Source organism: Prevotella melaninogenica (assembly GCF_018127925.1).
GTDB classification, from domain to species: Bacteria; Bacteroidota; Bacteroidia; order Bacteroidales; family Bacteroidaceae; genus Prevotella; species Prevotella melaninogenica_C.
In genome coordinates, this window is sequence record NZ_CP072348.1 from 731,953 (window position 1) to 756,022 (window position 24,070).

General features: G+C 39.1%; 21 protein-coding genes and 2 tRNA genes. 10 read left to right on the forward strand and 13 right to left on the reverse strand.

Annotated features, from left to right (window positions below; genetic code table 11):
* The first annotated feature begins 406 nt into the window (after window positions 1-406).
* On the forward strand, window positions 407-730 hold the full coding sequence (locus J4861_RS08555; protein ID WP_004360870.1) for a cupin domain-containing protein: 324 nt from the start codon (window positions 407-409) through the stop codon (window positions 728-730).
* Window positions 731-993: 263 nt separating this feature from the next.
* Here the strand turns inward: J4861_RS08555 and J4861_RS08560 are convergent, their stop codons facing one another.
* Entirely contained in the window at window positions 994-1,374 is a 381-nt protein-coding gene (locus J4861_RS08560) for a hypothetical protein (RefSeq protein WP_013264595.1), read from the reverse strand.
* Between the two features lie 196 nt (window positions 1,375-1,570).
* On the opposite strand from J4861_RS08560, the gene glyA reads away from it, so the two are divergent.
* A complete protein-coding gene (gene glyA / locus J4861_RS08565) occupies window positions 1,571-2,851 on the forward strand; it encodes a serine hydroxymethyltransferase (protein WP_211817618.1) in 1,281 nt (426 codons plus the stop codon).
* A gap of 403 nt (window positions 2,852-3,254) precedes the next feature.
* Here the strand turns inward: glyA and J4861_RS08570 are convergent, their stop codons facing one another.
* Window positions 3,255-4,556 carry a M64 family metallopeptidase gene (locus J4861_RS08570; protein WP_211817619.1) on the reverse strand — a complete coding sequence of 434 codons (1,302 nt, stop codon included), beginning with the start codon at window positions 4,554-4,556 and terminating at the stop codon, window positions 3,255-3,257.
* 568 nt (window positions 4,557-5,124) lie between these two features.
* On the opposite strand from J4861_RS08570, the gene J4861_RS08575 reads away from it, so the two are divergent.
* Window positions 5,125-5,200 (forward strand) — tRNA-Thr (locus tag J4861_RS08575).
* Between the two features lie 3 nt (window positions 5,201-5,203).
* Window positions 5,204-5,274: transfer RNA gene (locus J4861_RS08580), tRNA-Gly, on the forward strand.
* 108 nt (window positions 5,275-5,382) lie between these two features.
* Here J4861_RS08580 and J4861_RS08585 read toward each other — a convergent pair.
* The 3 genes from J4861_RS08585 to J4861_RS08595 form a co-directional block, all read right to left on the reverse strand.
* Window positions 5,383-6,375: an ISAon1 family transposase gene (locus J4861_RS08585; protein WP_211816388.1), complete on the reverse strand. Its 993-nt coding sequence runs from the start codon at window positions 6,373-6,375 to the stop codon at window positions 5,383-5,385.
* The gene (locus tag J4861_RS08590; RefSeq protein WP_211816387.1) at window positions 6,341-6,727 is read right to left on the reverse strand and encodes an ISAon1 family transposase N-terminal region protein; all 387 of its coding nucleotides are present in this window, start codon (window positions 6,725-6,727) and stop codon (window positions 6,341-6,343) included. Before J4861_RS08590 ends, J4861_RS08585 begins: the two co-directional genes overlap by 35 nt.
* Before the next feature lie 102 nt (window positions 6,728-6,829).
* Entirely contained in the window at window positions 6,830-7,288 is a 459-nt protein-coding gene (locus J4861_RS08595) for a hypothetical protein (protein ID WP_013264535.1), read from the reverse strand.
* A gap of 266 nt (window positions 7,289-7,554) precedes the next feature.
* On the opposite strand from J4861_RS08595, the gene J4861_RS08600 reads away from it, so the two are divergent.
* Together J4861_RS08600 and J4861_RS08605 are read left to right on the forward strand one after the other, a co-directional pair.
* Window positions 7,555-7,785 carry a YecH family metal-binding protein gene (locus J4861_RS08600; RefSeq protein ID WP_036864078.1) on the forward strand — a complete coding sequence of 77 codons (231 nt, stop codon included), beginning with the start codon at window positions 7,555-7,557 and terminating at the stop codon, window positions 7,783-7,785.
* Window positions 7,786-7,849: 64 nt separating this feature from the next.
* Window positions 7,850-8,146: a glutaredoxin-related protein gene (locus J4861_RS08605; protein WP_211817620.1), complete on the forward strand. Its 297-nt coding sequence runs from the start codon at window positions 7,850-7,852 to the stop codon at window positions 8,144-8,146.
* Between the two features lie 167 nt (window positions 8,147-8,313).
* Here the strand turns inward: J4861_RS08605 and rny are convergent, their stop codons facing one another.
* From rny to J4861_RS08625, 4 genes are all read right to left on the reverse strand, one after another.
* Window positions 8,314-9,855 carry a ribonuclease Y gene (gene rny / locus J4861_RS08610; RefSeq protein ID WP_211817621.1) on the reverse strand — a complete coding sequence of 514 codons (1,542 nt, stop codon included), beginning with the start codon at window positions 9,853-9,855 and terminating at the stop codon, window positions 8,314-8,316.
* Between the two features lie 37 nt (window positions 9,856-9,892).
* A complete protein-coding gene (locus tag J4861_RS08615) occupies window positions 9,893-10,183 on the reverse strand; it encodes a cell division protein ZapA (protein ID WP_004360862.1) in 291 nt (96 codons plus the stop codon).
* A gap of 11 nt (window positions 10,184-10,194) precedes the next feature.
* The gene (locus J4861_RS08620; protein ID WP_211817622.1) at window positions 10,195-10,488 is read right to left on the reverse strand and encodes a hypothetical protein; all 294 of its coding nucleotides are present in this window, start codon (window positions 10,486-10,488) and stop codon (window positions 10,195-10,197) included.
* Between the two features lie 66 nt (window positions 10,489-10,554).
* Window positions 10,555-11,187, reverse strand: coding sequence for a hypothetical protein (locus J4861_RS08625; protein ID WP_211817623.1), 633 nt, complete (start codon window positions 11,185-11,187; stop codon window positions 10,555-10,557).
* Window positions 11,188-11,557: 370 nt separating this feature from the next.
* Here J4861_RS08625 and rfbA point away from each other — a divergent pair, with 370 nt between their 5' ends.
* From rfbA to J4861_RS08640, 3 genes are read left to right on the forward strand one after another with little or no spacing between them, the layout of a single operon-like run.
* Window positions 11,558-12,448 carry a glucose-1-phosphate thymidylyltransferase RfbA gene (rfbA, locus tag J4861_RS08630; RefSeq protein WP_211817624.1) on the forward strand — a complete coding sequence of 297 codons (891 nt, stop codon included), beginning with the start codon at window positions 11,558-11,560 and terminating at the stop codon, window positions 12,446-12,448.
* Between the two features lie 33 nt (window positions 12,449-12,481).
* A complete protein-coding gene (locus J4861_RS08635; RefSeq protein ID WP_211817625.1) occupies window positions 12,482-14,995 on the forward strand; it encodes a GumC family protein in 2,514 nt (837 codons plus the stop codon).
* Window positions 14,996-15,006: 11 nt separating this feature from the next.
* A complete protein-coding gene (locus J4861_RS08640; RefSeq protein ID WP_211817626.1) occupies window positions 15,007-15,432 on the forward strand; it encodes a BT0820 family HAD-type phosphatase in 426 nt (141 codons plus the stop codon).
* Between the two features lie 365 nt (window positions 15,433-15,797).
* On the opposite strand, the gene J4861_RS08645 is transcribed toward J4861_RS08640, so the two are convergent.
* Window positions 15,798-17,678 carry an IS1634 family transposase gene (locus J4861_RS08645; protein ID WP_211817627.1) on the reverse strand — a complete coding sequence of 627 codons (1,881 nt, stop codon included), beginning with the start codon at window positions 17,676-17,678 and terminating at the stop codon, window positions 15,798-15,800.
* 829 nt (window positions 17,679-18,507) lie between these two features.
* On the opposite strand from J4861_RS08645, the gene clpB reads away from it, so the two are divergent.
* Window positions 18,508-21,096 (forward strand): ATP-dependent chaperone ClpB, encoded by a 2,589-nt coding sequence (gene clpB / locus J4861_RS08650; RefSeq protein ID WP_211812574.1) that lies wholly within the window; start codon window positions 18,508-18,510, stop codon window positions 21,094-21,096.
* A gap of 735 nt (window positions 21,097-21,831) precedes the next feature.
* Here the strand turns inward: clpB and J4861_RS08655 are convergent.
* From J4861_RS08655 to J4861_RS08665, 3 genes are all read right to left on the reverse strand, one after another.
* The gene (locus J4861_RS08655; protein ID WP_211817809.1) at window positions 21,832-22,035 is read right to left on the reverse strand and encodes a hypothetical protein; all 204 of its coding nucleotides are present in this window, start codon (window positions 22,033-22,035) and stop codon (window positions 21,832-21,834) included.
* 19 nt (window positions 22,036-22,054) lie between these two features.
* Window positions 22,055-23,506: a hypothetical protein gene (locus J4861_RS08660; RefSeq protein ID WP_211817628.1), complete on the reverse strand. Its 1,452-nt coding sequence runs from the start codon at window positions 23,504-23,506 to the stop codon at window positions 22,055-22,057.
* A 191-nt stretch (window positions 23,507-23,697) separates the two neighbouring features.
* Window positions 23,698-23,937, reverse strand: coding sequence for a hypothetical protein (locus tag J4861_RS08665; protein WP_211817629.1), 240 nt, complete (start codon window positions 23,935-23,937; stop codon window positions 23,698-23,700).
* Between the last annotated feature and the right edge of the window lie 133 nt (window positions 23,938-24,070).

Below are 24,070 nucleotides of genomic sequence, written 5' to 3' on the forward strand. Positions count from 1 at the left end.
CTACAAGAATAAGTTTATTTTATATTTGCTGTCACTTTTAACACTTTCTGTAACTATACTGTAAACTAAGTCTTTAGCCAAAGACCTTGAATGACAGAAGTGACAGCAAAATTAATTTTAAGGAAAAACATCTTATTATCAGTACTCAGTAGTAAAGTGCATCATCTATCTCAGTACTTTTAAAATTCTTTAGAAAAAGGAGTCAAACACAATTAAGAATCTTATCAATACCCCATTCAAAAAATGAGATGGACCAAATAAGTTACCATTATATCTACCTACAACGCACCATAAACAACTTTAATAGTAACATTTGTTCCCACTTTCTAATTTGGCACCAACTTTGTTGCATTTAATATAGAGAAATAAAACAAAATATTATAAATCAAATAAAGAAGATACAAACATGGCTAAAGTAGAAAAAGGAATTGTTTTCACTTCAAACAGTGTGATTGATTATGCAGAAGGTGGCGTAGTAAGTAAAGAATTGGTACACAGCAATGCTGGTAGTGTTACTTTGTTCAGTTTCGATGCTGGCCAAGGACTTTCAGAGCATACCGCACCATTCGATGCTTTCATTCAGGTTGTTGATGGAAAAATGGAATTGACCGTTGAAAACATAAAGCACGTGATTAGTGCTGGCGAAAGTTTCATCATTCCAAGTGGTGCACCTCACTCTGTGAATGCACCTGAGCGATTCAAGATGATTATAACAATGATTAGAGGGTAGGTTCGATTAGTTGACAAGTTAACGAGTAAACAAGGTGCTTGATAGAATATAGGCAATGAGTTAACGGGTTGACAAGTTAACAAGTAAACAAGTTACTTAATAATAAGATTTATAATAACTTATTAGTTGGTTAATAAAACGAGTTGGCAAGTTGAAATGATTAAAAGGGATTGAATCCTTCTTATCAAACAACTTGTCAACTCGTTTACTTGTCCACTCGTTTACCTGTCCACTCGTTAACTTATCAAATTGTCAACTATCTTCTACTTCACAATAGCTTGATAATCCTTTTCAAATGAACGAGGATGGCGACCTATCAAAACAGTATTCAATAAACAGTTAGCAACCAATTCTTCATTTGTAAGGTCAACCTTAGGTTCTTTCTTAACTTCCTTACCAAGAAGAACTTCCCACGGACCATTAAAGTCATGGTCATCTGCTCCATAGAACATCTCGTTAGTATCTGGATCTTCCATTAACTGATAACGAATCTGCTTCTTTGACGCAACTGGGTTAAGCGTTAACAATAAATTGTATGCATTACCAAACTGCACACGCAAATGGCGACCTTTAGGAAACATAAGTCCTATCTGTGGATAAATTTCATCAAACTCGTAAGCTTGGAATAACTCTTTTAGCTTCATAGATAATGTTGTAATATATTATCAATTAATACTTTCGACACACCATTGTAATGATGCAGACGAACCATTATAAATGCAAAGTTACATTATTTTTTTGATACACTTGCAAGTTAGAACATTAATTCGTATATTTGCAACGTATCACTAACCAGGGGTTCATTTACTGAAAATGATTCCCCATAAACATTCAATACACATGAGAAGAGACCAAGAAATTTTTGACCTTATTGAGATGGAACACAAACGCCAGCTCAAAGGTATGGAGCTGATTGCATCAGAGAATTTCGTCAGTGACGAAGTTATGCAAGCCATGGGATCTTACCTAACAAACAAGTATGCTGAAGGTTATCCAGGCAAACGCTATTATGGTGGTTGTCAAGTGGTTGACCAAGTTGAAACACTTGCCATTGAGCGCGTAAAGCAACTCTTTGGTGCTGAATATGCCAATGTGCAGCCTCACTCTGGTGCGCAGGCTAACCAGGCTGTGTTGCTTGCCGTGCTGAAACCAGGCGACACATTCATGGGACTTGATCTTGACCAAGGCGGTCATCTATCTCATGGTAGTGAGGTGAATACATCTGGTATCCTCTATAACCATGTTGGCTATACATTGAACCGTGAGACTGGTCGTGTTGACTATGACGAGATGGAGCGTCTCGCACGTGAGCACAAGCCAAAGCTTATCATCGGTGGTGGTTCTGCTTACAGCCGTGAGTGGGATTATAAGCAGATGCGCAAGATTGCTGATGAGGTAGGTGCATTATTAATGGTTGACATGGCTCATCCTGCTGGTCTTATTGCTGCAGGTCTGCTCGATAACCCTGTAAAATATGCTCATATTGTTACCACAACAACTCACAAGACACTCCGTGGTCCTCGTGGCGGTATTATCCTTATGGGTAAGGACTTCGATAATCCTTGGGGTTTAACAACCAAGAAGGGTGATTTGAAGCCTATGTCTATGCTCTTTAATTCTGCTGTATTCCCTGGTAACCAGGGTGGTCCATTGGAACATATTATTGCAGCTAAGGCTGTTGGCTTTGGTGAGAACCTCCTACCAAGCTGGAAGGAATATGCAACACAGGTGAAGAAGAATGCTTCTGTTCTTGCTCAAGCACTTGTTGAGAAAGGCTTCAGCATTGTTAGCGGTGGCACAGACAACCATTCTATGCTGCTCGACCTACGTCAGAAGTATCCAGACCTTACTGGTAAGGTTGCTGAGAATGCACTTGTTGCTGCTGACATAACAGCTAATAAGAATAAGGTGCCATACGATGAGCGTTCTGCGTTCCAGACCAGCGGTTTGCGACTTGGAACAGCTGCTATGACAACACGTGGCTGTAAGGAAGATATGATGTTACTCTGTGCTGACCTTATTGATGAGGTATTGTCAGACCCAGAGAACGAGCAGGTTATCAAGCGTGTACGTGAGAAAGTGAATGTGACGATGAAGGACTATCCTCTCTTCGCTTACTAAACACAAGATTTATAAAAGATATTATACAATAGAGGTGTACCAAATGATTGGTACACCTCTATTCGTAAAATTACCATATAACAAAATTAGCGTTTTCCAATACCCCACATTATCCATTAGCAATTTACAATATTCAATAAAACGGGTATAATATCTCCTAAATTCTCATCTTCAATCATTGTAATACAGCTCCGCACACATCGTGTTGATGCCCAGCACATGTCGTGCGGTGGGTAAACCCCAATGGTGCTAAGCACTAAACACAATACACGATGTAAGCAACTTCTTACATACCAAACGGCTTATGTATTCTCAGAACAATACTAAAGTAATACATAAGCCGTTTTTATGAGTTCATTAATACAATCCAATTCAATGGAATGTAAACTAAACTAACATTCCCCTACTCTCCCGTATAGAACTTAATAAGTTTTGTAAGTCCTAAATTGCAAGCAGGACAGAATTCAGGGTGCATATTTGTACGCATACGGCAGTCTGGATATGCGCGATAAACACCATGCTGAGAATAGCCTGCAGGTTCATAAACACCCACCTTCCACTTATCATAACGTGCATTAGGTTTATCAAGATCAGCTGGCTGAGGAGTTGGAACTGGTGTCTTCTTGTTAATAAGATTCTCCCATTTTCCATGGAAGTCAACTAAAGTTGTAAGGTTTGGCTCCCAAGGTTCTACATCAGTTGGATACATATTAATCTGCTCCTTTTCGTATGCATATTCATCACCCAGACCAGCAAAGGAATGTCCAAATTCATGTACAACAACAGGCTTGAAATAAGGATTACGCACCATTGAAAGGTTATAAGAGTTCAGAATACCACCGCCGCCATACTTCTCTGTATTTACAAGTACGATGATATGCTCATAAGGTGTACCAGCCAACCAGTCATGTAAATCCTTTAGATGCAATGTTGTCAGATAACGGTCACTGTAGAATGTATCAAAATGTGAGTGAAGTGCCGTGTTTTTCCAAATACCCTTTGATGGTTCAGACGTACCACTCTCCATAGATGGTGACTTAACAGCTACAACATTAAAGCGTTGACGCAGTGACTTAAATGGCTCATGCGCAAAAAGAGCTTCATTAGCAGTGCGACAATCTTCTATAAAGTTTGCCATCTCCGCCTCTGTATATCCCTCTGCAACATAAGCAATGTGAATACAACGTGTCGTGTCTGCAGCCTTTTGCAATGTTTCGTAAGGTGTTACAGAACGTTCACCAATGTGACGAATGAGAATATCCTTTGGATTAACAGTATGACTCATAGATACTGTTACCTCACGACGGTTGTTCCTTAGTTCTACTGTTATATCTACAGAATCCTTTGGGAAAGGAACGAGAAAGACATTTTCAAATGCTTTACCAGAAGGTTTCTTTGCCTCATCATACGTCAACCATTCCTGAAAAAGTGTTGAGAATGAATTTCGATAAATAACCTTTTGTGTACGATGGTCACGAACAATAACTTGACCATTTCCCTCGACAGGCACCTCAGCCAATCGTTCATGCTTACCATACCATCGTGGTATGCGTGACAACTCGTCTACAGCAATGGCCTGATGCTTAGCATTACCTGAAAAAATGTAATCAAGACGAAGCGTTGCATCCTCAAAGTAATGATTAAAATCCTGTGCTGCGGCAGTTAGTGTGACAACCAAGAACAAGAGCGTGATATTTTTTTTCATAAGGTTATAATGAATTAGGTTTCTACATTATGATCTATTACATCAATCATGAACAGGCATTTGTATAGCTTTACGCCTATTCTCAATTAGATAAATATCATACCATATATTATCGAATACAAAGTTATCAATAATAATGAAAAAGTCAAAACGAAATACCATAAATCACAACTGAAAAACACATAAATTATAAAACAATAAACAACAAAGAACTGTCTCAGCCAGAGTAAAGTCTATACTAACCCAAAATCGTTCATTAAAATACACTATAGATAGTTTGTTACTATGGCATTGTCTCCTAACATCTTTAATTTCTTATTCTTTGTAACTCAACATAGCTTACTTGACGTAGCCTGCTCGCCTGCACCCAAAAGACAAACACTCTGATCAACAATAAAACAAAAAGTGTGCAGGCTATAATGTGCAATTTAGATTTAAGAAACCAACAATATAATTTACCTTCCTTATAACTAAAATATATATCGCTTAACTACAAAACTAATAACAAAAACATAAATCAAAAATTTGGCTGTTTGTTTTTTTTAATGTAACTTTGCAACGCAATACCGCCGATATGGCTCAGTTGGTAGAGCAACGCATTCGTAATGCGTAGGTCCCCGGTTCGAGTCCGGGTATCGGCTCCATTTGCGGAATTAGCACATCGGTAGTGCACGGGCTTCCCAAGCCTGGGAGGCGGGTTCGATTCCCGTATTCCGCTCACTGATTATTAGATATAAAAATAAGGACAACTTAAGAAAGTTATCCTTATTTATTATTACAAGATTCAGTAGCATCTAAACAGTATCTTTTGGGGGGCAGTAGATATTTAGTGGGGAAAGGCATATAGTTTGGCAAGTCTAAAAAGAAAGAAACTTTTATCTACAACTCCTCTTAAGTTAGCCCTAAATAGTTTTATTTTTGCATTGAAGGATTCCGCAGCAGCGTTTGTAGATCTGTTAATATAAAAGTTAAGTATGTCTTCGTAATGTTCGTAGAAAGTTGCAGCAATGACATTAAAGGAATGAAAGCCAGCTTCTGCGACGTTATTATACCATTTTGCCAATGATAGTCTGGCTGCATCTTTGATAGTATTCTTAGCAAAAATCATTCTTAGCGAATGTGATAAACCGTAAGCCTTTTTAATGTCAGGATATTCTCTGAACAGTATTTTGGCTCTTAGCTTCTGTTCATCAGTCCATTTCTCTGATGATTTGAACAACAGGTACCTACTTCTTACCAGCAGTTCACTACGTGTATCTCCATTTTCAAAAGTCAGTGGTTGATACGCTATCTTTTCTAACTTCGCATTCTCTTTCTCGTCATTTGCTTGCTGTAAAGCTGCCCAGCGATACTCTATTCTCATCTGTTGCACGGCATCACTTGCAAGTTTCTGTATATGAAAGCGATCAATCACTCGTTTAGCTTTTGGAAAACAATGCCTTACAATCTTACGCATACTATCGGACAAGTCCAAGGTGACCTCTTCTACAGCTTCCCGTTTCTTCTCATCTATCTTATCCAATACCTTGCAGACATCCAAGGATTTGGTTCCAGCAACAATGGCTACAAGACATCCTTGCTTGCCGTGTTTGTCCCTATTAGTGATAATCGTATAGAGTTCACCATTGGACAAGGATGTCTCGTCTATTGCTATGTTCTTACCAATATTATCCTCAAAGAGAAGCCACTTCTGAGCATGAGACAACTGATCCCAGGACCTGTAACCGCTTAATGTTTCCTTGTATTGTTTCTCAAAACTACGTCCATTGATATGATAGAATTCCTCAAGCGTACGGCAGGTCACTGGGGATGTCTCCATACGTTTCTTTTAAAAAAGCTCCGAACTCTTTGGAATAACGAGTGCCGGAGGCTGTAATATCTATCTGCAAGGGAAGAGAGAAACTCTTACCTGTACGAATATCTATCCAGCGACGTCGACGAAGAACCAAAATAACCTTATGGTCACGAATCGGAAAGTCCGTCACCTCGACAGCTTCCATAAAGCCTTTTGATTCAAAATGAAGATCATCGGAAAGTTCTTTCTCCATCTTCTCATCAAGATAAATACGTAACAATGAAGTATCAGACTCTATCTTAACAATAGAGAAATAATGTAATACATCACTGGGTAAAACGAATTCGGCTAAATGATATAGATATTTTTCTTCCATGATACAAAGGAAAGAAAAATATATTAATTAAGAAAATTTCCCCACCTTTTTTCTACTGAGCCTCTTTTGGTTAAGACATGCTGCTTCCATTAGACACTACTACTAATCCCAACCTTTAATTTCTACAATATTATAATCAACATATTTCTTATCAACGACGATAATGAAAAATGGTTGTGTAAAGTAGGTTTGTGCCTTTCCTTGTTCTAACTTGTATTGCAATTCAAGACGCTTCTTCTTTAAAGTCAATGAAAGAGGTGCCAAGTCTGTCTTCCGATTTGTTTGCGGGAGAATATAAGCAATTGCAAAGTTCTTATTAAAATCAATCTTGGTTGGTTCACCGCCCTTACCCATAAAAGCTGCCTCACCAAACTCTTTTGCAAGAGTTTCCTGTGAAGTAATCTTCTTTATTATCGGTTTGGTCTCATTACCAATATGAAAATAATTACGAGCTTCTGTATAACTTACAATATTAGATTTCTCTACCCCCATTTTAGAAGTGCCACATGAAGATAACAACAACATTGTAGCTGCAAAAGCAAGCAAAAGTTTCTTCATCATAATATAATTACTATCAAATATTTTTATAAACACTATACTTCTCTAAGTGAATATGAAAGAGTCACTTAAGTAGTTTTTACATCAAATGTGACTGACATTTTACCAATAATATCTGTCAGCAAAGACAAAAGTAATTAAATTATGTCATATTATCACTTTTAAGCAATTAAAATTAGTTAATTTAACACATGGCACATCTTTTGCTTATATAAGATTGTACAAAGAATGATTCAATGCACGAATTTATTAACAAAATAGAATAAAATATGGCACATGGACATGATGTACTCCATATGATGGAGGGTAATAGTTATGAAACAAAAGAAGATTTAGTAAAGGCAATTATAGAGCACTTCGGTGAAGAGGAGCGTTTTCATACTTGTTCTATAGACGGAATGAACGCTGAGGAATTAGTAGATTTCTTGACAGAACGTGGTAAGTTTATGCCTGCTAAAGGGGGATTCACTGTTGATACAACTAAGATTTGTAATCACTAAGATAGTGAAAAATTGAGGTAAAAAATATAATAAACTTTAGAGTTGAATCTAAAAACATTTGATTATGATTAAAATATATGGAATGAATACTTGTCCTGACTGTATTGCAGTTGATAAGCGCGTAGAAGGTGACAACCGTTACGAGGTAATTGATATTGGCTCACATATAAAGTATCTTAAAGAATTCCTCCGTCTTCGCGATAACAATGCAGTGTTTGATGAAGCTAAGAAGCACGGATATGCTGGAGTTCCTTGCTTTGTCCTTGAGGATGGTACTGTGACACTGTCACCTGAAGAAGCAGGTATCAACCTTAATGAGGCACCAGCAGCATCTTGTCGCCTTGATGGTTCTGGCTGCTAATAGAGTAGATAAAAATAGAATAAAAGCCCTCGACAATCCGTGGAAATAACTCCATGCATTGCGAGGGCTTTTGTTTTTCATATAAATTACTTCAAATTATGAATAGTAAAACAAAAAAGCACTCCATATTGGAGTGCTTTCTATAATAAATCAAATTACTTCAAACTTTACTTTGCATAAGCAACAGAACGAATCTCACGAATAACCGTAATCTTAACCTGTCCTGGATAGGTCATTTCATTCTGTATCTTCTCTGCAATCTCAGAACTGAGCTTCTCGCTTTCTGCATCATCCATCTTGTCAGCACCAACGATTACACGGAGTTCGCGACCAGCCTGAATAGCATAAGTCTTTGTTACACCTGGATAACTCATTGCAATCGCTTCAAGATCATTCAGACGCTTGATATAAGCTTCCACAATCTCACGACGAGCACCTGGACGAGCACCAGAGATAGCATCACATACCTGAACGATAGGTGCAAGAAGTGTAGTCATCTCAACCTCATCGTGGTGAGCTGCAATGGCATTGCAAATATCTGGTTTCTCCTTATATTTCTCAGCAATCTTACCTCCATAAAGAGCATGTGGTAAATCAGTCTCTTCGTCTGGTACCTTACCGATATCATGCAATAAGCCTGCACGCTTTGCCTTCTTTGGATTCAAACCTAACTCACTTGCCATAACAGCACAAAGATTTGCTGTTTCACGGGCATGCTGTAAAAGGTTCTGACCATATGAAGAACGATATTTCATCTTACCAACAATACGAATCAACTCTGGATGGAGACCATGAATTCCAAGGTCAATAGCTGTACGCTTACCTGTTTCAATGATTTCATTATCAAGTTGTTTCTTAACCTTAGCAACAACTTCTTCGATACGTGCTGGGTGAATTCGTCCATCAGCAACAAGCTGATGAAGTGCCAAACGACAAATCTCACGGCGAACAGGATCAAAAGCTGAAATAACAATAGCTTCTGGAGTATCATCAACTACAATCTCAACACCTGTTGCAGCCTCCAAAGCGCGGATATTACGACCTTCACGACCAATAATACGTCCCTTCACCTCATCGCTATCTATATGGAAAACGCTTACTGAATTCTCAATAGCTGTTTCGGTTGCAACACGCTGGATGGTCTGGATGACTATTTTCTTAGCCTGCTGATTAGCATTTAGTTTTGCTTCATCAACAATCTCATTAATATATGAAGCTGCGTCAAGCTTTGCTTGATCCTTCAAACTTTCAATCAAACGCTTCTTAGCTTCTTCAGAACTAAGACCAGAGAGTTCCTCGAGTTTCATTCGCTCCAGCTCCTGCATCTTCTCAAGATCCTGCTGCTTAATCTGCAGCAGCTTCTTCTCATTATCAACACGCTGCTGCTGCTGATCAACATCCTGCTTACGACGATTAATCTCTTCTTGACGTTGATTCAATGCAACCTCACGCTGCTTCAAGCGATTTTCACCCTGCTGAATCTTCAATGTGCGCTGTTGAACCTCTTTCTCGAGTTCACTTTTCTTATTAAGAAACTTCTCCTTAACTTCAAGAAGTTTCTTTTCTTTAATTACCTCTGCAGCTTTCTCTGCTTTATCCATTGTATCTTTGTATTTTCCAGTTAAGATATAACGGAAAATAGCAAATCCACCAGCACATCCTGCTGAAAGGCATACCACAGCTATTATAACTGTTACTATTGGACTCATTGATTCTTTTTATGATTTAAATTAAATATTCTCACTATTACTTCAGTGCATCTTCAATTTCTGAAGTGAGTTTACTGAGAATATCATTGAATGGAGCAGTATCATTACGTACACCTTCTTTCTTATATCGCAATGCAATATCCAACATTGCCATATATATAATATCCTTATCCCCCTTCTTACCCTTAAAAAGAGTTGAATAAGTATTAATTGTGTCGGTAATAAGCTTGGCTGCCGAACGATAATACTCCTCATCCTCTCGTGGAACGTTTACGGAGAGTTCTGCATCATAGACATGCAATCTTATATGTAACTTATCGTCTGCCATTATATTCTGTTTTATTTCTCACTTAGAAGTGTGATACACTTATTTACATCTCGGATAAGTTTGGCCACACGCTTTTGCGCAGTTTCCATATCACCATCCGTAACTTCAAGCATTTTAGCCATCTTCAACGAGTTATAATCAGCTTCTGCTTGAGATAACTCACCCTGCAGTTGCTTTATCTCCTGGTCACGTTGGTCGACAAGCGCATATAACTCGTCATTTTCCTTCTTCAGTGCTTCGTACTGAAGAATCATCTGACGAACACGCGTCGCAAACGTATTCAGAATCTTCTCATTTGCATTCATAGCTAATCTATTCGTTTTGGCTACAAAATTACATTAAAGTTTCTATTTAAGCAAATATATGCTTAATTATTTTGACTCTGCCTCTTCAGCAGGTTTAGGTTCCTTCTTAGCAAGTGAAACTACTTGATAAACGAAGTCTGTGGTCCATTTACGACTAAATCCAAGACGCTGATTATATTGGCGAACTGACATAACAGCCTTAATAACACCTGGATCAGAGAAACTATTCTTTTCGTATATGTCATTTACAGTCTTCTCCGTCATCGTATAGATAGCTTTCTTGAAAAAGCCAGGAACACGCAACTTAAACTTCATCAAATTACCCACAAGCATCATCAAATCTTGTGTGAAACCTTGGAATTGATAAAGATAAGGCTGAATATCCTGCATCTTCTTACAATTCTTTTTGATACTTGCATCTATCTCATCAAAGAAGTTATCATCAACATTATAAATATTTTTCATAGTCTTTCGTACGCTTGCTTTTTCGCCAGGTCCCAACTTATTATTCAACGTAGGGACACGGAAAGTCTGCTTGTAGGTACGTAAATCTGGAAGCATTGCTAAATTATTGATACCCAAACGAGTTGCAAGCACTGCTTGAAAATAAACTCGAACAAGTGTCATATAGTCCTCCATACCACCAGTCTTTGACTGTGTAGCATCATTCTTCCCAAAGAGTTTTGATAAGAATCCCATATCTTTTGTTTAAAGTTTTAAAGTTATTAAGATGCACTTTTAATTTTTACTCGATTGCAAAGTTAATAAAAAAACATGAAATTCACCTATTCAGTAAATGATTTCTCATTTTCACAGCTTTTAATTAAATTAAATTTATTACCTTTGCAATCAAGATAGCAATATTGCAAATGAAAGCATGTAACAACAAATACTTAACGAAAGGATTGGTTGTCCTCAATGACTTGCTCATATTGAGTACAACCCTATTACCACCCATATTTACACTTAAAGCACATATGGTAGGATACGACTATAGGTATTTAGCGTTAAAGCATATAAAGGTAAACAATAACTACTAATTAAAAAACAGATATCAAACCACACTATTATGAAAGGAATAGTTCTCGCTGGCGGTTCAGGCACACGCCTCTACCCTATCACAAAAGGAATAAGCAAGCAGCTTATACCAATTTACGATAAACCAATGATTTACTATCCGGTATCAGTTTTGATGCTGGCTGGAATTAAAGAGATCCTAATCATCTCTACCCCATTTGACTTACCAGGCTTTAAACGTCTTTTAGGAGATGGAAGTAGTTTTGGAGTACGCTTTGAATACGCAGAACAACCTTCACCAGATGGTCTTGCGCAAGCATTTATCATAGGCGAGAAGTTTATTGGGAATGATTCTGTTTGCTTGGTCTTGGGAGATAATATTTTCTATGGAGCAGGCTTCAGTTCATTATTACAAAATAGCGTACAAATGGCTGAAAAAGAGAACAAAGCTACAGTATTTGGCTATTATGTAAATGATCCTGAGAGATATGGTGTTGCTGAATTTGATAAGACTGGAAAATGTCTTAGCATAGAAGAAAAGCCCGAACATCCAAAGAGTAACTACGCTGTTGTAGGACTTTACTTCTACCCTAATAGTGTTGTTGAGATTGCGAAGAATATTAAACCATCACCACGAGGAGAGTTAGAGATTACAACTGTCAATCAGTGTTATCTTAAAGAAGATAAATTAATGGTACAGACTCTACAACGTGGTTTTGCATGGCTTGACACTGGCACACATGACAGTTTGTCGGAGGCAAGTACTTTTATAGAATGTATTGAGAAACGACAAGGACTTAAGGTTGCATGCTTGGAAGAAATAGCATACAAAAAAGGGTGGATAACCACAGAGAAGCTTCGAGAAGAAGCACAACCAATGATTAAGAATAACTATGGTAAATATCTCCTTCAGCTTGCTGAGGAGAAGAGTAATCCAAAATAAATTCCTTACTGAATGATAAGAAAAGTAATAAATATGGAAGAAACAACTAAATTAGAGCAAGGGAAGGAACTTGAAGTTAATGAAAGTAACTCCTCCTTTGATTTTGCCACCTTGTATCGAACCATTGTACTCAACTGGTACTGGTTCGTACTGTCATTAATTATTTTCGGTAGTTTAGGAGCAATCTATCTTAGATATGCCACACCAATGTATCAGTCTACTGCAAAGTTGCTGATCAAGGACGAAAGTAATAGCAATAGACGTGGTTCCTCTTTACAGAACATGTCAAATCTTGGTATTATCTCAAATTCAACTGGTATTGATAACGAGATGGAGATTCTGACATCACACTCTATTGCAGAAGATGCTATTAGAGACTTGAAGTTATATGTTAACTACACAACAAAGGGAAGAGTTAAGGATATTATTCTTTATCGCAATCAGCCTCTTAACGTTGATGTAGATCAGACTCATCTTGAAAGATTGAATGCTCCTATTAACTTGAGCATCACAAGAGACAGTTTAACTTACACTGTTACTGGAACTTACTATGTACCAACTAACGACAATTCAAATGAAGGTCCATATTCTATTAATAGAAAGTTCACCAGCCTTCCTGCAACAATAGCGACTCGTGCGGGTATTATTACGATTAGTCCTAATTACGTACATTCATTAAAGAATGCAGATGTTCTTAATGTAAGTATTCTCTCACCAAGAATGGCATCTAATAAGTATGTCAACGAACTTCAAGTTGCACAGACAGCAAAGTCAACCTCTATTGCGCAGCTACAGCTTACAGACGAAGTACCACAGCGTTCTCTTGATTACTTGAAGCAGTTAGCAATTGTATATAACCGTCAAGCAAATGAGGACAAGAATACCATTGCACTTCGTACAGATAAGTTCATCAATGATCGTTTGGGTAAGATTAATGCCGAACTGGGCAAGACTGAAGGTCAGTTGCAGAACTATAAACAGCAAAATGGTATTGTAGAGTTGAAGATGAACGCAGGTAACTCTGTAGCAAATCAGAATAGCTCTGAATTAAAGCTTGCAGAGGTTGAGACACAGATTGAATTGTTCAATACAATTGCAAGAGAGGTTGAAAGTTCATCTCGTAATCTTTCTCAAGTAATTCCTTCTAATGTAGGTTTGGATGACCAAAGTTCTACATCTCTGATTAACAAATATAACGAGTTAGTACTTGAGCGTAATCGATTACTCCGCAGTGCTTCAGAAAGTTCTCCTGTTGTAGAGCCACTTACAGCACAAATTCGTGAGCTAAATGGTAACATTCGTCGTGCGATTGGTGCTGCACGTCAGAACCTACAGATTCAGCGTGATGCAGTTTTGTCACAAGTTAATAAGTTTAATGAACAGGTTGCTGAGACTCCACAGCAGGAACGAATGCTGACACAGATTGACCGTCAGCAGGAAGTAAAGTCTGGTTTGTACTTGATGTTACTCCAAAAGCGTGAGGAAAACAACATTTCTTTGGCAGCAACAGCCGATAAAGGTAAACTTATTGATGACCCACAGTTGTTAGGTAAGATTAGTCCAAAGTCAACATCAATTATGCTTGTTGCTTTACTAATTGGCTTAGTACTTCCAGTATTGGTAATCCTTATCTTACAATTCTTCCGTTATAAGATTGAGGGCCATGACGATGTTGCTCGCCTTACCAAGTTACCAATCATTGCAGACGTTGCTATTGCAAGTAATAAGGCGAAGGGTAAAGCAGATATCGTTGTACATGAAAACCAGAACAACCAGATGGAAGAAATCTTCCGTTCAATGCGTACCAACCTTCAGTTTATGCTTAAGGAAGGACAGAAGGTTGTACTCTTCACTTCATCTACTTCTGGTGAGGGTAAGACCTTTAACGCAGCAAACCTTTCTGTTAGTTTCGGTCTCTTAGGCAAGAAAGTTATCTTGGTTGGTCTTGATATTCGTCGTCCACGTTTGGCAGAGTTGTTCGGTATCAACGATCACAAGCATGGTATTACAAACCTTCTTGTAAAGGATAATCCAACGATAGAAGATATATATGAGCAGATTTTGCCTTCAGGAGTTAATAAGAATCTTGATCTCCTCATGGCAGGTCCAATTCCTCCAAACCCAGCAGAGCTTATTGCACGTAATTCATTAGATATTATCATTAATCTCTTGAAGGAGAAATATGATTATATCATGATTGATACCGCACCAGTCGGTCTTGTTACAGATACTCTTCAGATTGCGCGCGTTGCAAATGCTTCTATCTATATGTGTCGTGCAGACTATACTCCAAAGTCAAGCTTCAACTTGATTAATGCACTTGCAAACGAGAAGAAGTTCCCTAACATGGCTATTGTTCTCAATGGTATTGACATGTCTAAGAGAAAATATAGCTATTACTATGGCTATGGCGGTTATGGCAAGTATGGTAGGTATGGTAGAGCAAGCTACGGTACAAGCTATGGACAGTATGGAAACTATGGCAATTATGGTAACTATGCTAACAGCCACTATGGCAATAAGCACGATGACTCTATAAAGCGATAAACTAACAGACAATGATTATTGCAGTTGACTTCGATGGAACCATCGTAGAACATAAATATCCTAAAATCGGTAGCGAAATCCCTTTCGCTACCGATACGCTTAAAATGCTAATTAAAGATGGTCACCAACTTATCTTATGGAGCGTCAGAGAAGGCGAACTACTCCAAGAGGCTGTTGATTGGTGCCATGAACGTGGGGTAGACTTTTGGGCTGTAAACAAGGATTATCCTGAAGAAGAAAAAGAGAAGAACAATCATTTTTCAAGAAAGTTAAAGGTAGAAATGTTTATCGATGACCGTAATCTTGGTGGATTACCAGACTGGGGAACTATCTATCAAATGATTACCAATAACGAAACATGGGAAAGCCGTAACTTTGCGCATCATTCGTTTGAAGATCATAAACCACCTAAGAAAAAGCACTGGTGGAATTTCTAACAAATTAAATAGGATACTCTACAAGGGTATCCTATTTTATTTGTACTATAACTTACCAACAACACTACGTGTGCGGAGCATCAGCACCATATGTGCGGAGCATAAACACAATATGTGCTAACTTACAACACATGCATAAAGAACGAATAGTGAGAGGCGTTATAGCGAAAGAATATATTGGAAAACATAAACACTAAGCCTATATAAAAAGAACTTGCCAAACAAAAATAAGTTTCAATAAAAAAGATGTATCAAATATATTCATAAAATAGAATTACGATATATTTGATACATCCCCTATCTAACCCAAGTTTAACACCCACCTTCGCCTAATTGTTACTGTCACCATACTTTCCTCGTTTTTCTTATGGGCTCTGTGTCCTACAAATTTTATTCTTTTTGAATGGTGAGTGTTTTAAGTTCAACTTATCGTATATCTGTTTTGCTTGCTTCGAAGGACTACTGCACTGGCGCATCTCGATGGTTTCACCTAATGGATTCTTCCCTTTTGTGGTGACGAGCTTTTGGATGCTCATACGTCGTACAATCTCAGTCCAGTAACTGGATTCTCCTTCTCGTTTTAATTGACAACGGATAGTGTTTACCACCCAGTAGGCTAATAAACCGAAGAAAAGGTGTGCGTCGCTTCGCTCATCTTTCTGATGATAGATAGGACGGAGGTTGAGATCATTCTTTAGTTGTCTGTTCGTACATTCTATCTCACGAATGAGATTGTAGTATTCCCATGTTACACGTTCAGAAAGTGTCCTGACATTGCTGCGGAGGAAATAGACTCCATGACCAGATTCCATTGCCGAGAGGTCTTTTATCTCCCAGTCTACACGCAGCATCTGCTTGGGTTTCTTCTCATTTTTTATGTAGCTTATCTGGTAGAACTTCGCTATAGAAGGGTACTTCTGTATGGCACGTCCTGTACGTTCAACAACCTTTTCATAGGTTTTTGTTCCACCTTTCTTGGAGATTCCTTCGTTTATCCTCTGCAGTTCCATCTCAAAACGCTCTCTCCAAACCCTGTTCATGGACGACTCTGTCATAGCTTTCGAAGGAGATGTTATTTCGAGATAATAATCCTTATCATCCTCTGTCTTAATCTCTTTCAGCGTTATCTTCTGCCGACGGGCATCCATTACCGTAACACTCTTGTTATCATCACTGAGCGTATAGTCCTTCATTTGCGTACGGGATACGCAGAGATAATTGTAACCCTTTTTCTTTATTAACTCCAAGTTCTCTTCTGTGGCAACACCTGCATCCATGACAACAAGCGTATCTTTGGTTCTTGATGGATTCCTCTTTGCCAGCGTATCAATCATATTGGGTAGAGACTTGGAATCTGCTGTATTACCCTCCAAGATAGAAGAATAACGTATAAAACCTTCTTTATTGATACATAATGCAAGTACAAGTAGCTTACAATCAGAGCGCTTTTCTTTTGAACGACCGAACTTGGCTTTATCGCTATTACGCTTGCTACCCTCGAAATAGAAGTTGGTTAAGTCGAAGAGCATCAACTTGTTGTCTATATTAAAGAGAACGTCAGTAATGCTGCACAGATGATGCTCTAACTGTTCCTTTAGTTCATATAATTTATCAGTGATTTTATACAGAGAATTGATTCCTGGTGTCCAGCCAGGAACTCCACTATAAAGTTCAGCGGCAGCCGAGTTATCGCGCAAATAATAATAAGATGAACGTTCAGAAACAGCATATACCGTGCGAACAATCAATGCTGACAAAGCCGTGTGTATTGCATTTTCCGTCCAGCCGTTTTTGCGCAGGAAACCCTCTAATTGCAGCTTGTCTATTGTCTGCTTGCAGAGCCACTCAGCACCAACATTCCTTGCGTCAGTATAGTTTGCCGTCTCAAGGTCTATGTAGTTCTCATATTTTCTCAGCGACCTCTGCTCTTCCTTATTAAACCGATCGATTCCACCTTCTTTCTCCATACGGCTCCACCATTCGTCAGCCTTTGCCTGTTCAATAGGAGTAAGACCGTCAAGGTATTCTTTGAAAAGCGAGGGTGTACTTCTGTTTTTGAAGCGTTCGGTAAGAGCGTATGCAATTTTTCGAACCTGTACAGCAGTAAGTGAAGGTTCGAACCCGATGTTCAAAAGAATTAGCGAATGTACATGACCCTGCACATCACGATATGACTCCTTGATGCGATAATAAGGAGCCATGTCCCCTGTGGCAGGGTTGAATCGTGTCTGTACATTTGCGTGCATGAGTGCAAAGTAACAAAATAATTTTGATATGACTGTGTCCTACAAATCAGATTTTACTCCTCGTTACAATACCCTATACTTGATTATCAACCATTTATCAAATTGATACTACACAAAACATCCCGAAAATTTATGAAAAATAATTTTGCCGGTTAAAATTGGGCTAAAAGTGATTTGTTTTAGCACCCCTGTAAGTTTCTTACTATCAACAAGTTGCAAAAATAGATTTAAAAAGGTGCTTAGTAAGGCTTCAAAAGGGCATCTTTTGCAAGCCAATTGGGCGTTATTTGCAAGCCATTTTATGGTCTTTATAAAATCAATATACGAAAAATACGGACAAAAATGCGTCTTCAAAACTTGGAAATGATAAAGTTTACCTTTTGTATTTAGAATTATAAGAAATATCAAACAGAGCAACTTTAAGTTTCTTACTGCAAACTTAGAGTTGCTATAAGTGACTTATTATATAATTGCTTTAGCTCGTCCCTTTATATATTGGATAAGTCTTATATCTTTTCTTATCTTTGGATGGAACAAACAGATATGCCTTACGAAAGGTTTTCTATATTCTTTGGGGCTTACTTATTTATATCTGTGCATTTATATGCTGTAAACACCAAGAGAACTGAACATTGAAGAGCACGTTCCCAACCTCCTCCCCCTCCCTTTTCTAAAATCGACTAACTGACAATTTGTCTAAAACAAACGACAATTTGACACAAAACACCTATAGGCACAAGGTTTGAGATATAGGCAATAGAAACAAAAAATAAGAACAAGTTCCGAAACCTATTATAAAGGTGTAGGGCTATAGGAAGGAGATTTAAATATGACATTTGAGAAATTTACAATCAAAGCACAAGAAGCTGTTCAGAGTGCGATAAACATTGCACAGCGAAATGGACAGCAGACCATTGAGCCAGTACACATATTAGCTGGTGTAATGGATAAAGGAAAGGACGTAATAAATTACGTCTTCCAGAAAATTGGCGTCAATGCACAAGCTGTGGAGACTGCTATTCAGAATGAGATGAGCCACTTACCAAAAGTATCTGGTGGTGAACCTTACCTATCTTCTGAGACCAATCAGGTAATGCAGCGTACTATAGAGACCTCTCAGAAGATGGGTGATGAATTCGTTAGTATCGAACCGATGCTGCTCGCCCTACTTGCGGTGAACTCAACTGCAAGCCGTATTTTGAAAGATGCGGGTTGTACTGAGAAGGAGATGACAGCTGCTATCAATGATCTTAGACAAGGTCAGAAGGTACAGTCACAAAGTGGTGATGAGAACTATCAGTCATTACAGAAATATGCACGCAACCTTATCGAGGATGCACGTGCAGGAAAACTCGACCCAGTGATTGGTCGTGATGAGGAGATTCGAAGAGTATTGCAGATTCTTTCTCGTCGTACAAAGAACAACCCTATCCTCATTGGTGAGCCAGGTACTGGTAAGACAGCTATCGTTGAGGGCTTAGCAGAGAGAATCGTTCGTGGTGATGTGCCAGAAAACCTAAAGGACAAGCAACTCTATTCATTGGATATGGGTGCGATGTTGGCTGGTGCTAAGTATAAAGGTGAGTTCGAGGAGCGTCTTAAGAGTGTTGTTAAGGAGGTGATGCAGGCTGATGGTAACATCATTCTCTTCATTGACGAGATTCACACATTGGTTGGCGCAGGTGGTGGCGAAGGTGCCATGGATGCTGCTAACATCCTTAAACCAGCCTTAGCACGTGGCGAATTGAGAGCTATCGGTGCAACAACACTGAATGAATATCAGAAGTATTTTGAGAAAGATAAGGCTCTTGAGCGTCGTTTCCAGACCGTATTAGTAGATGAACCTGACGAGTTGGATGCTATCTCTATCCTTCGTGGATTGAAGGAACGTTATGAGAATCATCACAAGGTACGTATCCAAGATGATGCTTGTATCGCAGCTGTTAAGCTTTCTGAGCGTTATATCTCAGACCGCTTCTTGCCTGATAAGGCTATCGACTTAATGGATGAGGCTGCAGCAAAACTACGTATGGAACGCGACTCTGTACCAGAGGAGTTGGATGAAATCAGTCGTAGATTGAAGCAGCTTGAGATTGAGCGTGAGGCTATTAAGCGTGAGAACGACACAGAGAAGATTGCACAACTCGACAAGGAAATCGCTGAACTCAAAGAGCAGGAACATGGATTCCGCGCTAAGTGGGAAGGCGAACGTGGACTGGTGAATAAGATTCAGCAGGACAAACAAGAGATTGAGCAGCTCAAGTATGAGGCTGACCGTGCCGAGCGTGAGGGTAATTACGAGCGTGTTGCCGAGATTAGATACTCACGACTAAAGCAATTAGAAGACGATATCAAGAACATCCAACAGCAGTTGCAAGCGACACAAGATGGGCAAGCTATGGTGCGCGAGGAGGTTACAGCAGATGATATTGCTGAGGTTGTGAGCCGTTGGACAGGTATTCCTGTCACACGAATGTTACAGAGTGAGAAGGATAAACTGCTCCACTTGGAGGATGAACTACATAAACGTGTCATCGGACAAGATGAGGCTATCACAGCTGTAGCAGATGCGGTTCGTCGCTCACGTGCAGGATTGCAAGATCCGAAGAAGCCTATTGCATCCTTCATCTTCTTAGGTACAACGGGTACCGGTAAGACTGAGTTGGCAAAAGCATTGGCTGATTATCTTTTCAATGACGAGTCTATGATGACGCGAATTGATATGAGTGAGTATCAAGAGAAGTTCAGTGTAACTCGACTCATCGGTGCGCCTCCAGGATATGTAGGCTATGATGAGGGTGGTCAGTTGACTGAGGCTGTACGCCGCAAGCCTTACTCTGTCGTACTCTTTGATGAGATTGAGAAGGCACATCCTGACGTATTCAACATCCTTCTGCAGGTGTTGGACGATGGTCATCTGACAGACAATAAGGGACGAACAGTGAACTTCAAGAATACGATTATCATCATGACGTCTAATCTTGGTTCACAATACATCCAGCAACAGTTTGAACATCTTAACGATACTAACCGTGAGGAGGTAATCGACAAGGCAAAAGTTGCGGTAATGGATATGTTGAAGAAGACGATACGTCCTGAGTTCCTCAACCGTATCGACGAGACTATCATGTTCTTGCCATTGACAAAAGAGCAGATTGGTGATGTTGTTCGTCTGCAGCTCGAAAGAGTTAAGGATATGTTAGAGCCACAGGGTATTGAACTTCAGTGGACTGACCCAGCCATCAACTATCTTTCAGATGTTGGCTACGACCCAGAGTTCGGTGCGCGTCCTGTCAAGAGAGCTATCCAACGTTACGTATTGAACGACCTCAGTAAGTCATTGCTTGCAGGTACAGTCAACCGTGACAAGCCTGTTATCATCGACAGCTTTGGCGAGGGCTTAGTATTTAGAAACTAGAAAGGATTGTATTTAGAACTGAAAAAAGGATGTGTCCAGGCACATCCTTTTTAAATTTACATGTAATTTGCTTGGTTATAAACGATTCCTCAGATGCAATCCAACTTAATAAGGAGTGTCTAATAGCAGACATCAAACAAATTATTTTCAATATACTAAAAGTAGGGGCAGACGCTCCCGTCTGTTCGCTTAAATACATTTGTTAGTCAATGTGTTGTTGCTTACATAGCGGACAGACGAGGGAGTCTGTCCCTACTGGTAATGCTAAAAGCTCAAAGGTCAGTGCTGAAATTATATACGGTTAGCCGAAAATTTTTATTTGATAAAAATATTTTTCTAACCGCTTCCCCGTAAATTTCTAACCGTATATAAATTTACGGGGAACAGTATATAAATTTTCTTCTAACACGTTCCCCGTAAATCGCAAACACGTTGGAAATTTACGGGGAACAGCATATAATTTTTCTTCCAACAGCATACGAGTTTCTTTCTAACTTTTAAGTCAGAACTGTTAACATCAACGAAATGTACTTTCGTGGGGCACGGGTGTCGGACTCGTGCCCCACGGATCCGACACCCGTGCTTGATGAATTTGGCACCATAATAAGAGGCATAAAAAATAGTTCGCGAACAAAACAAAAATTGTTCGCGAACAAAATCAAAATTGTTCGCGAACTCTTTTTAGATTCTTCGCGAACAATTTTCTGCGTTTCTTATCAGTCGTTTAAATGCGTCTTAATTTCCCTTTGATTCCTCCGAATCAGCCTCCGAAAAATCAGAAGCAGATTCATCTTCTTCGTCAAAGAAATAATTAGCCTTTGCTTGTCCGCCACCGCCGGGGCCAGGACCAGGTCCAATAGGGATGGAAAGACAAATAAATTTCTCAACATTCATTTGCACAGCGGTACATTGTGGGGCGTTATAGGTTTTCTTTTTCATTGTTTGTAACTCCATTTGATTAAATCTTATAAAACTTCTTTCCATTCACGATGTAAATCTGACCACTTTCGAGCGCGTTATAATCGTTACCTATCAACTTGCCGTCAACAGAATAGAAAGGATATTTTCCGCTCTTGATGTCCTCATTTGTTTTGTTTTCGAGCGATTTAATACCGGTTGTATTGTTGTCTTCTTCGTCAAGCACCATTAAGAAACTCTTTGCTGGCACGGCACCTGTCGGACTACTGATAAAGCAACGGAAAGGAGCAATATAGTCGTTCGTTACGCCATTCTGCACTGCCCACCATTTGTTACCGTTCAAGTAATAAGCTTTCTTAGCATACGCCTTGTCGTTCTTTATTCTCAACGTGGTACCGTAGAACTTCCAATCGCTATCGGCACTTGCCATAACGGCTGTGCTCTCAATATCAGGCGTTGCGGGAACAGTCACATTGTGCATTGTCGGCAATGTATGGCTTGCGCCATCGGTTATCTGTACCAAGTAAGGCTTATAAGCCTCTAATCGTGTGCCGGCTGGAACAGGTGCAAAGCAGAAAGCCTTGTCGCCGTTCTCGTCAAATCCTTTTCTTATCAATGTGTAGGCGCGCATGCCATTTGGGAGATCGGTTGGATAAGGCAAGTAAAGGGTGCTAACTGCTTTGCCAACAACGTTGGAGAATACACGCTCGTATTTCGCTTGTGTAGCGGTGAACGTGCGTGGGCTCTCAAAGTCTTCTTCATCATCGATATGTAATGATGCACATACACCATCACGCACAACATTATCAGAACCTGTAAAGTTCGACTTCATGCGCCGATCGTTGAATTGGAAGTTCGTTGTAGCTTTAGTAAACAGAAGGGCATTATCGTGCGTAACAAAGAAAGCTAGATTTTGCCCCGGATCACCTGTAATATTATCCAAAGGACATTCCGAGAAGTCATAATAAAGAACATTACCTATAGCTGTTTCATCTTTCGCAAAATCTGCAGGTGGCCAACCTGCTAAGCCAAACTGACCAAACTCAGAAATATGATTTCCAGGTTCCGCAACTATTCTTCGTATGCAGGAATGAAAAAGTATCAACTGTGAACCTTCTAATGAAGCAGGAAGTACAAGTTTTTCAATCTCAAAGTAAGTACCGTTCATAAATAAACCTGACACAGATTTTACGGGATAAACATTTGTGCCATTACTGACTGTTGATGGCAAATGAAGGATATCCCCAGTATATTTACGATAATTCTGTGTCACTCCGAATGAATTGACAGCTGCTCTGTCTACCCACATTGGTCCTGTCGGACCATTGGTTATAGGATCCTTGATCAGAATTGCAGCATCACCAGCCGTATTCAGTTGATAAGTCCATATTGTTCCTTCTGAATCTGTATAGTGATATCTCGTTTGAGCAAAAAGGCTTCCTGGCAACAATCCTAAGAGAAGCAATAAAAGCGAATAAATCTTTGTTTTCATTTTGTTTGTTTTGAATTAAACTTGTTATTTTGTTTGTTATTTCTAGAATAATAGTCATTCTTATTTTGCCCTTTTTCTTCTCAATGATAGACACGAAAAAACAAACAAAGGAAACTTACGAAAAGTCCTTTGTTTACTGGCTTTACGGCACGCTTCGCGCGCGCGTATGCGAGAAGAAAAAAATGTGTAATTTACGCCTGCTCTACTAGAGAGAGAGAGAGAGAGAGAGAGAGAGAGAGAGAGAGAGAGAGAGAGAGAGAGAGAGAGAGAGAGAGAGAGAGTATACAATTATTTGGAACTACCAAATAATTTGCTATCTTTTTCTCGTTTTGAGATGTTAAAGAATCCAATGCAATAGCACGTGCATTTACACCTTTATTATATAAGGCGCAAACGTTAGCTTGATTGAATTTCGTTGTTTGTAACATCATTATTAATTGGGTTAATTCTCACTCAACGGGCGCAAAGGTAAAAAGAAATATTGGAATAACGAAAGAATTAAAGAAAGAAATATGAATTTAACGAGAAAATAATGGGATAAAAGATTGAGAGAATGCATACTTC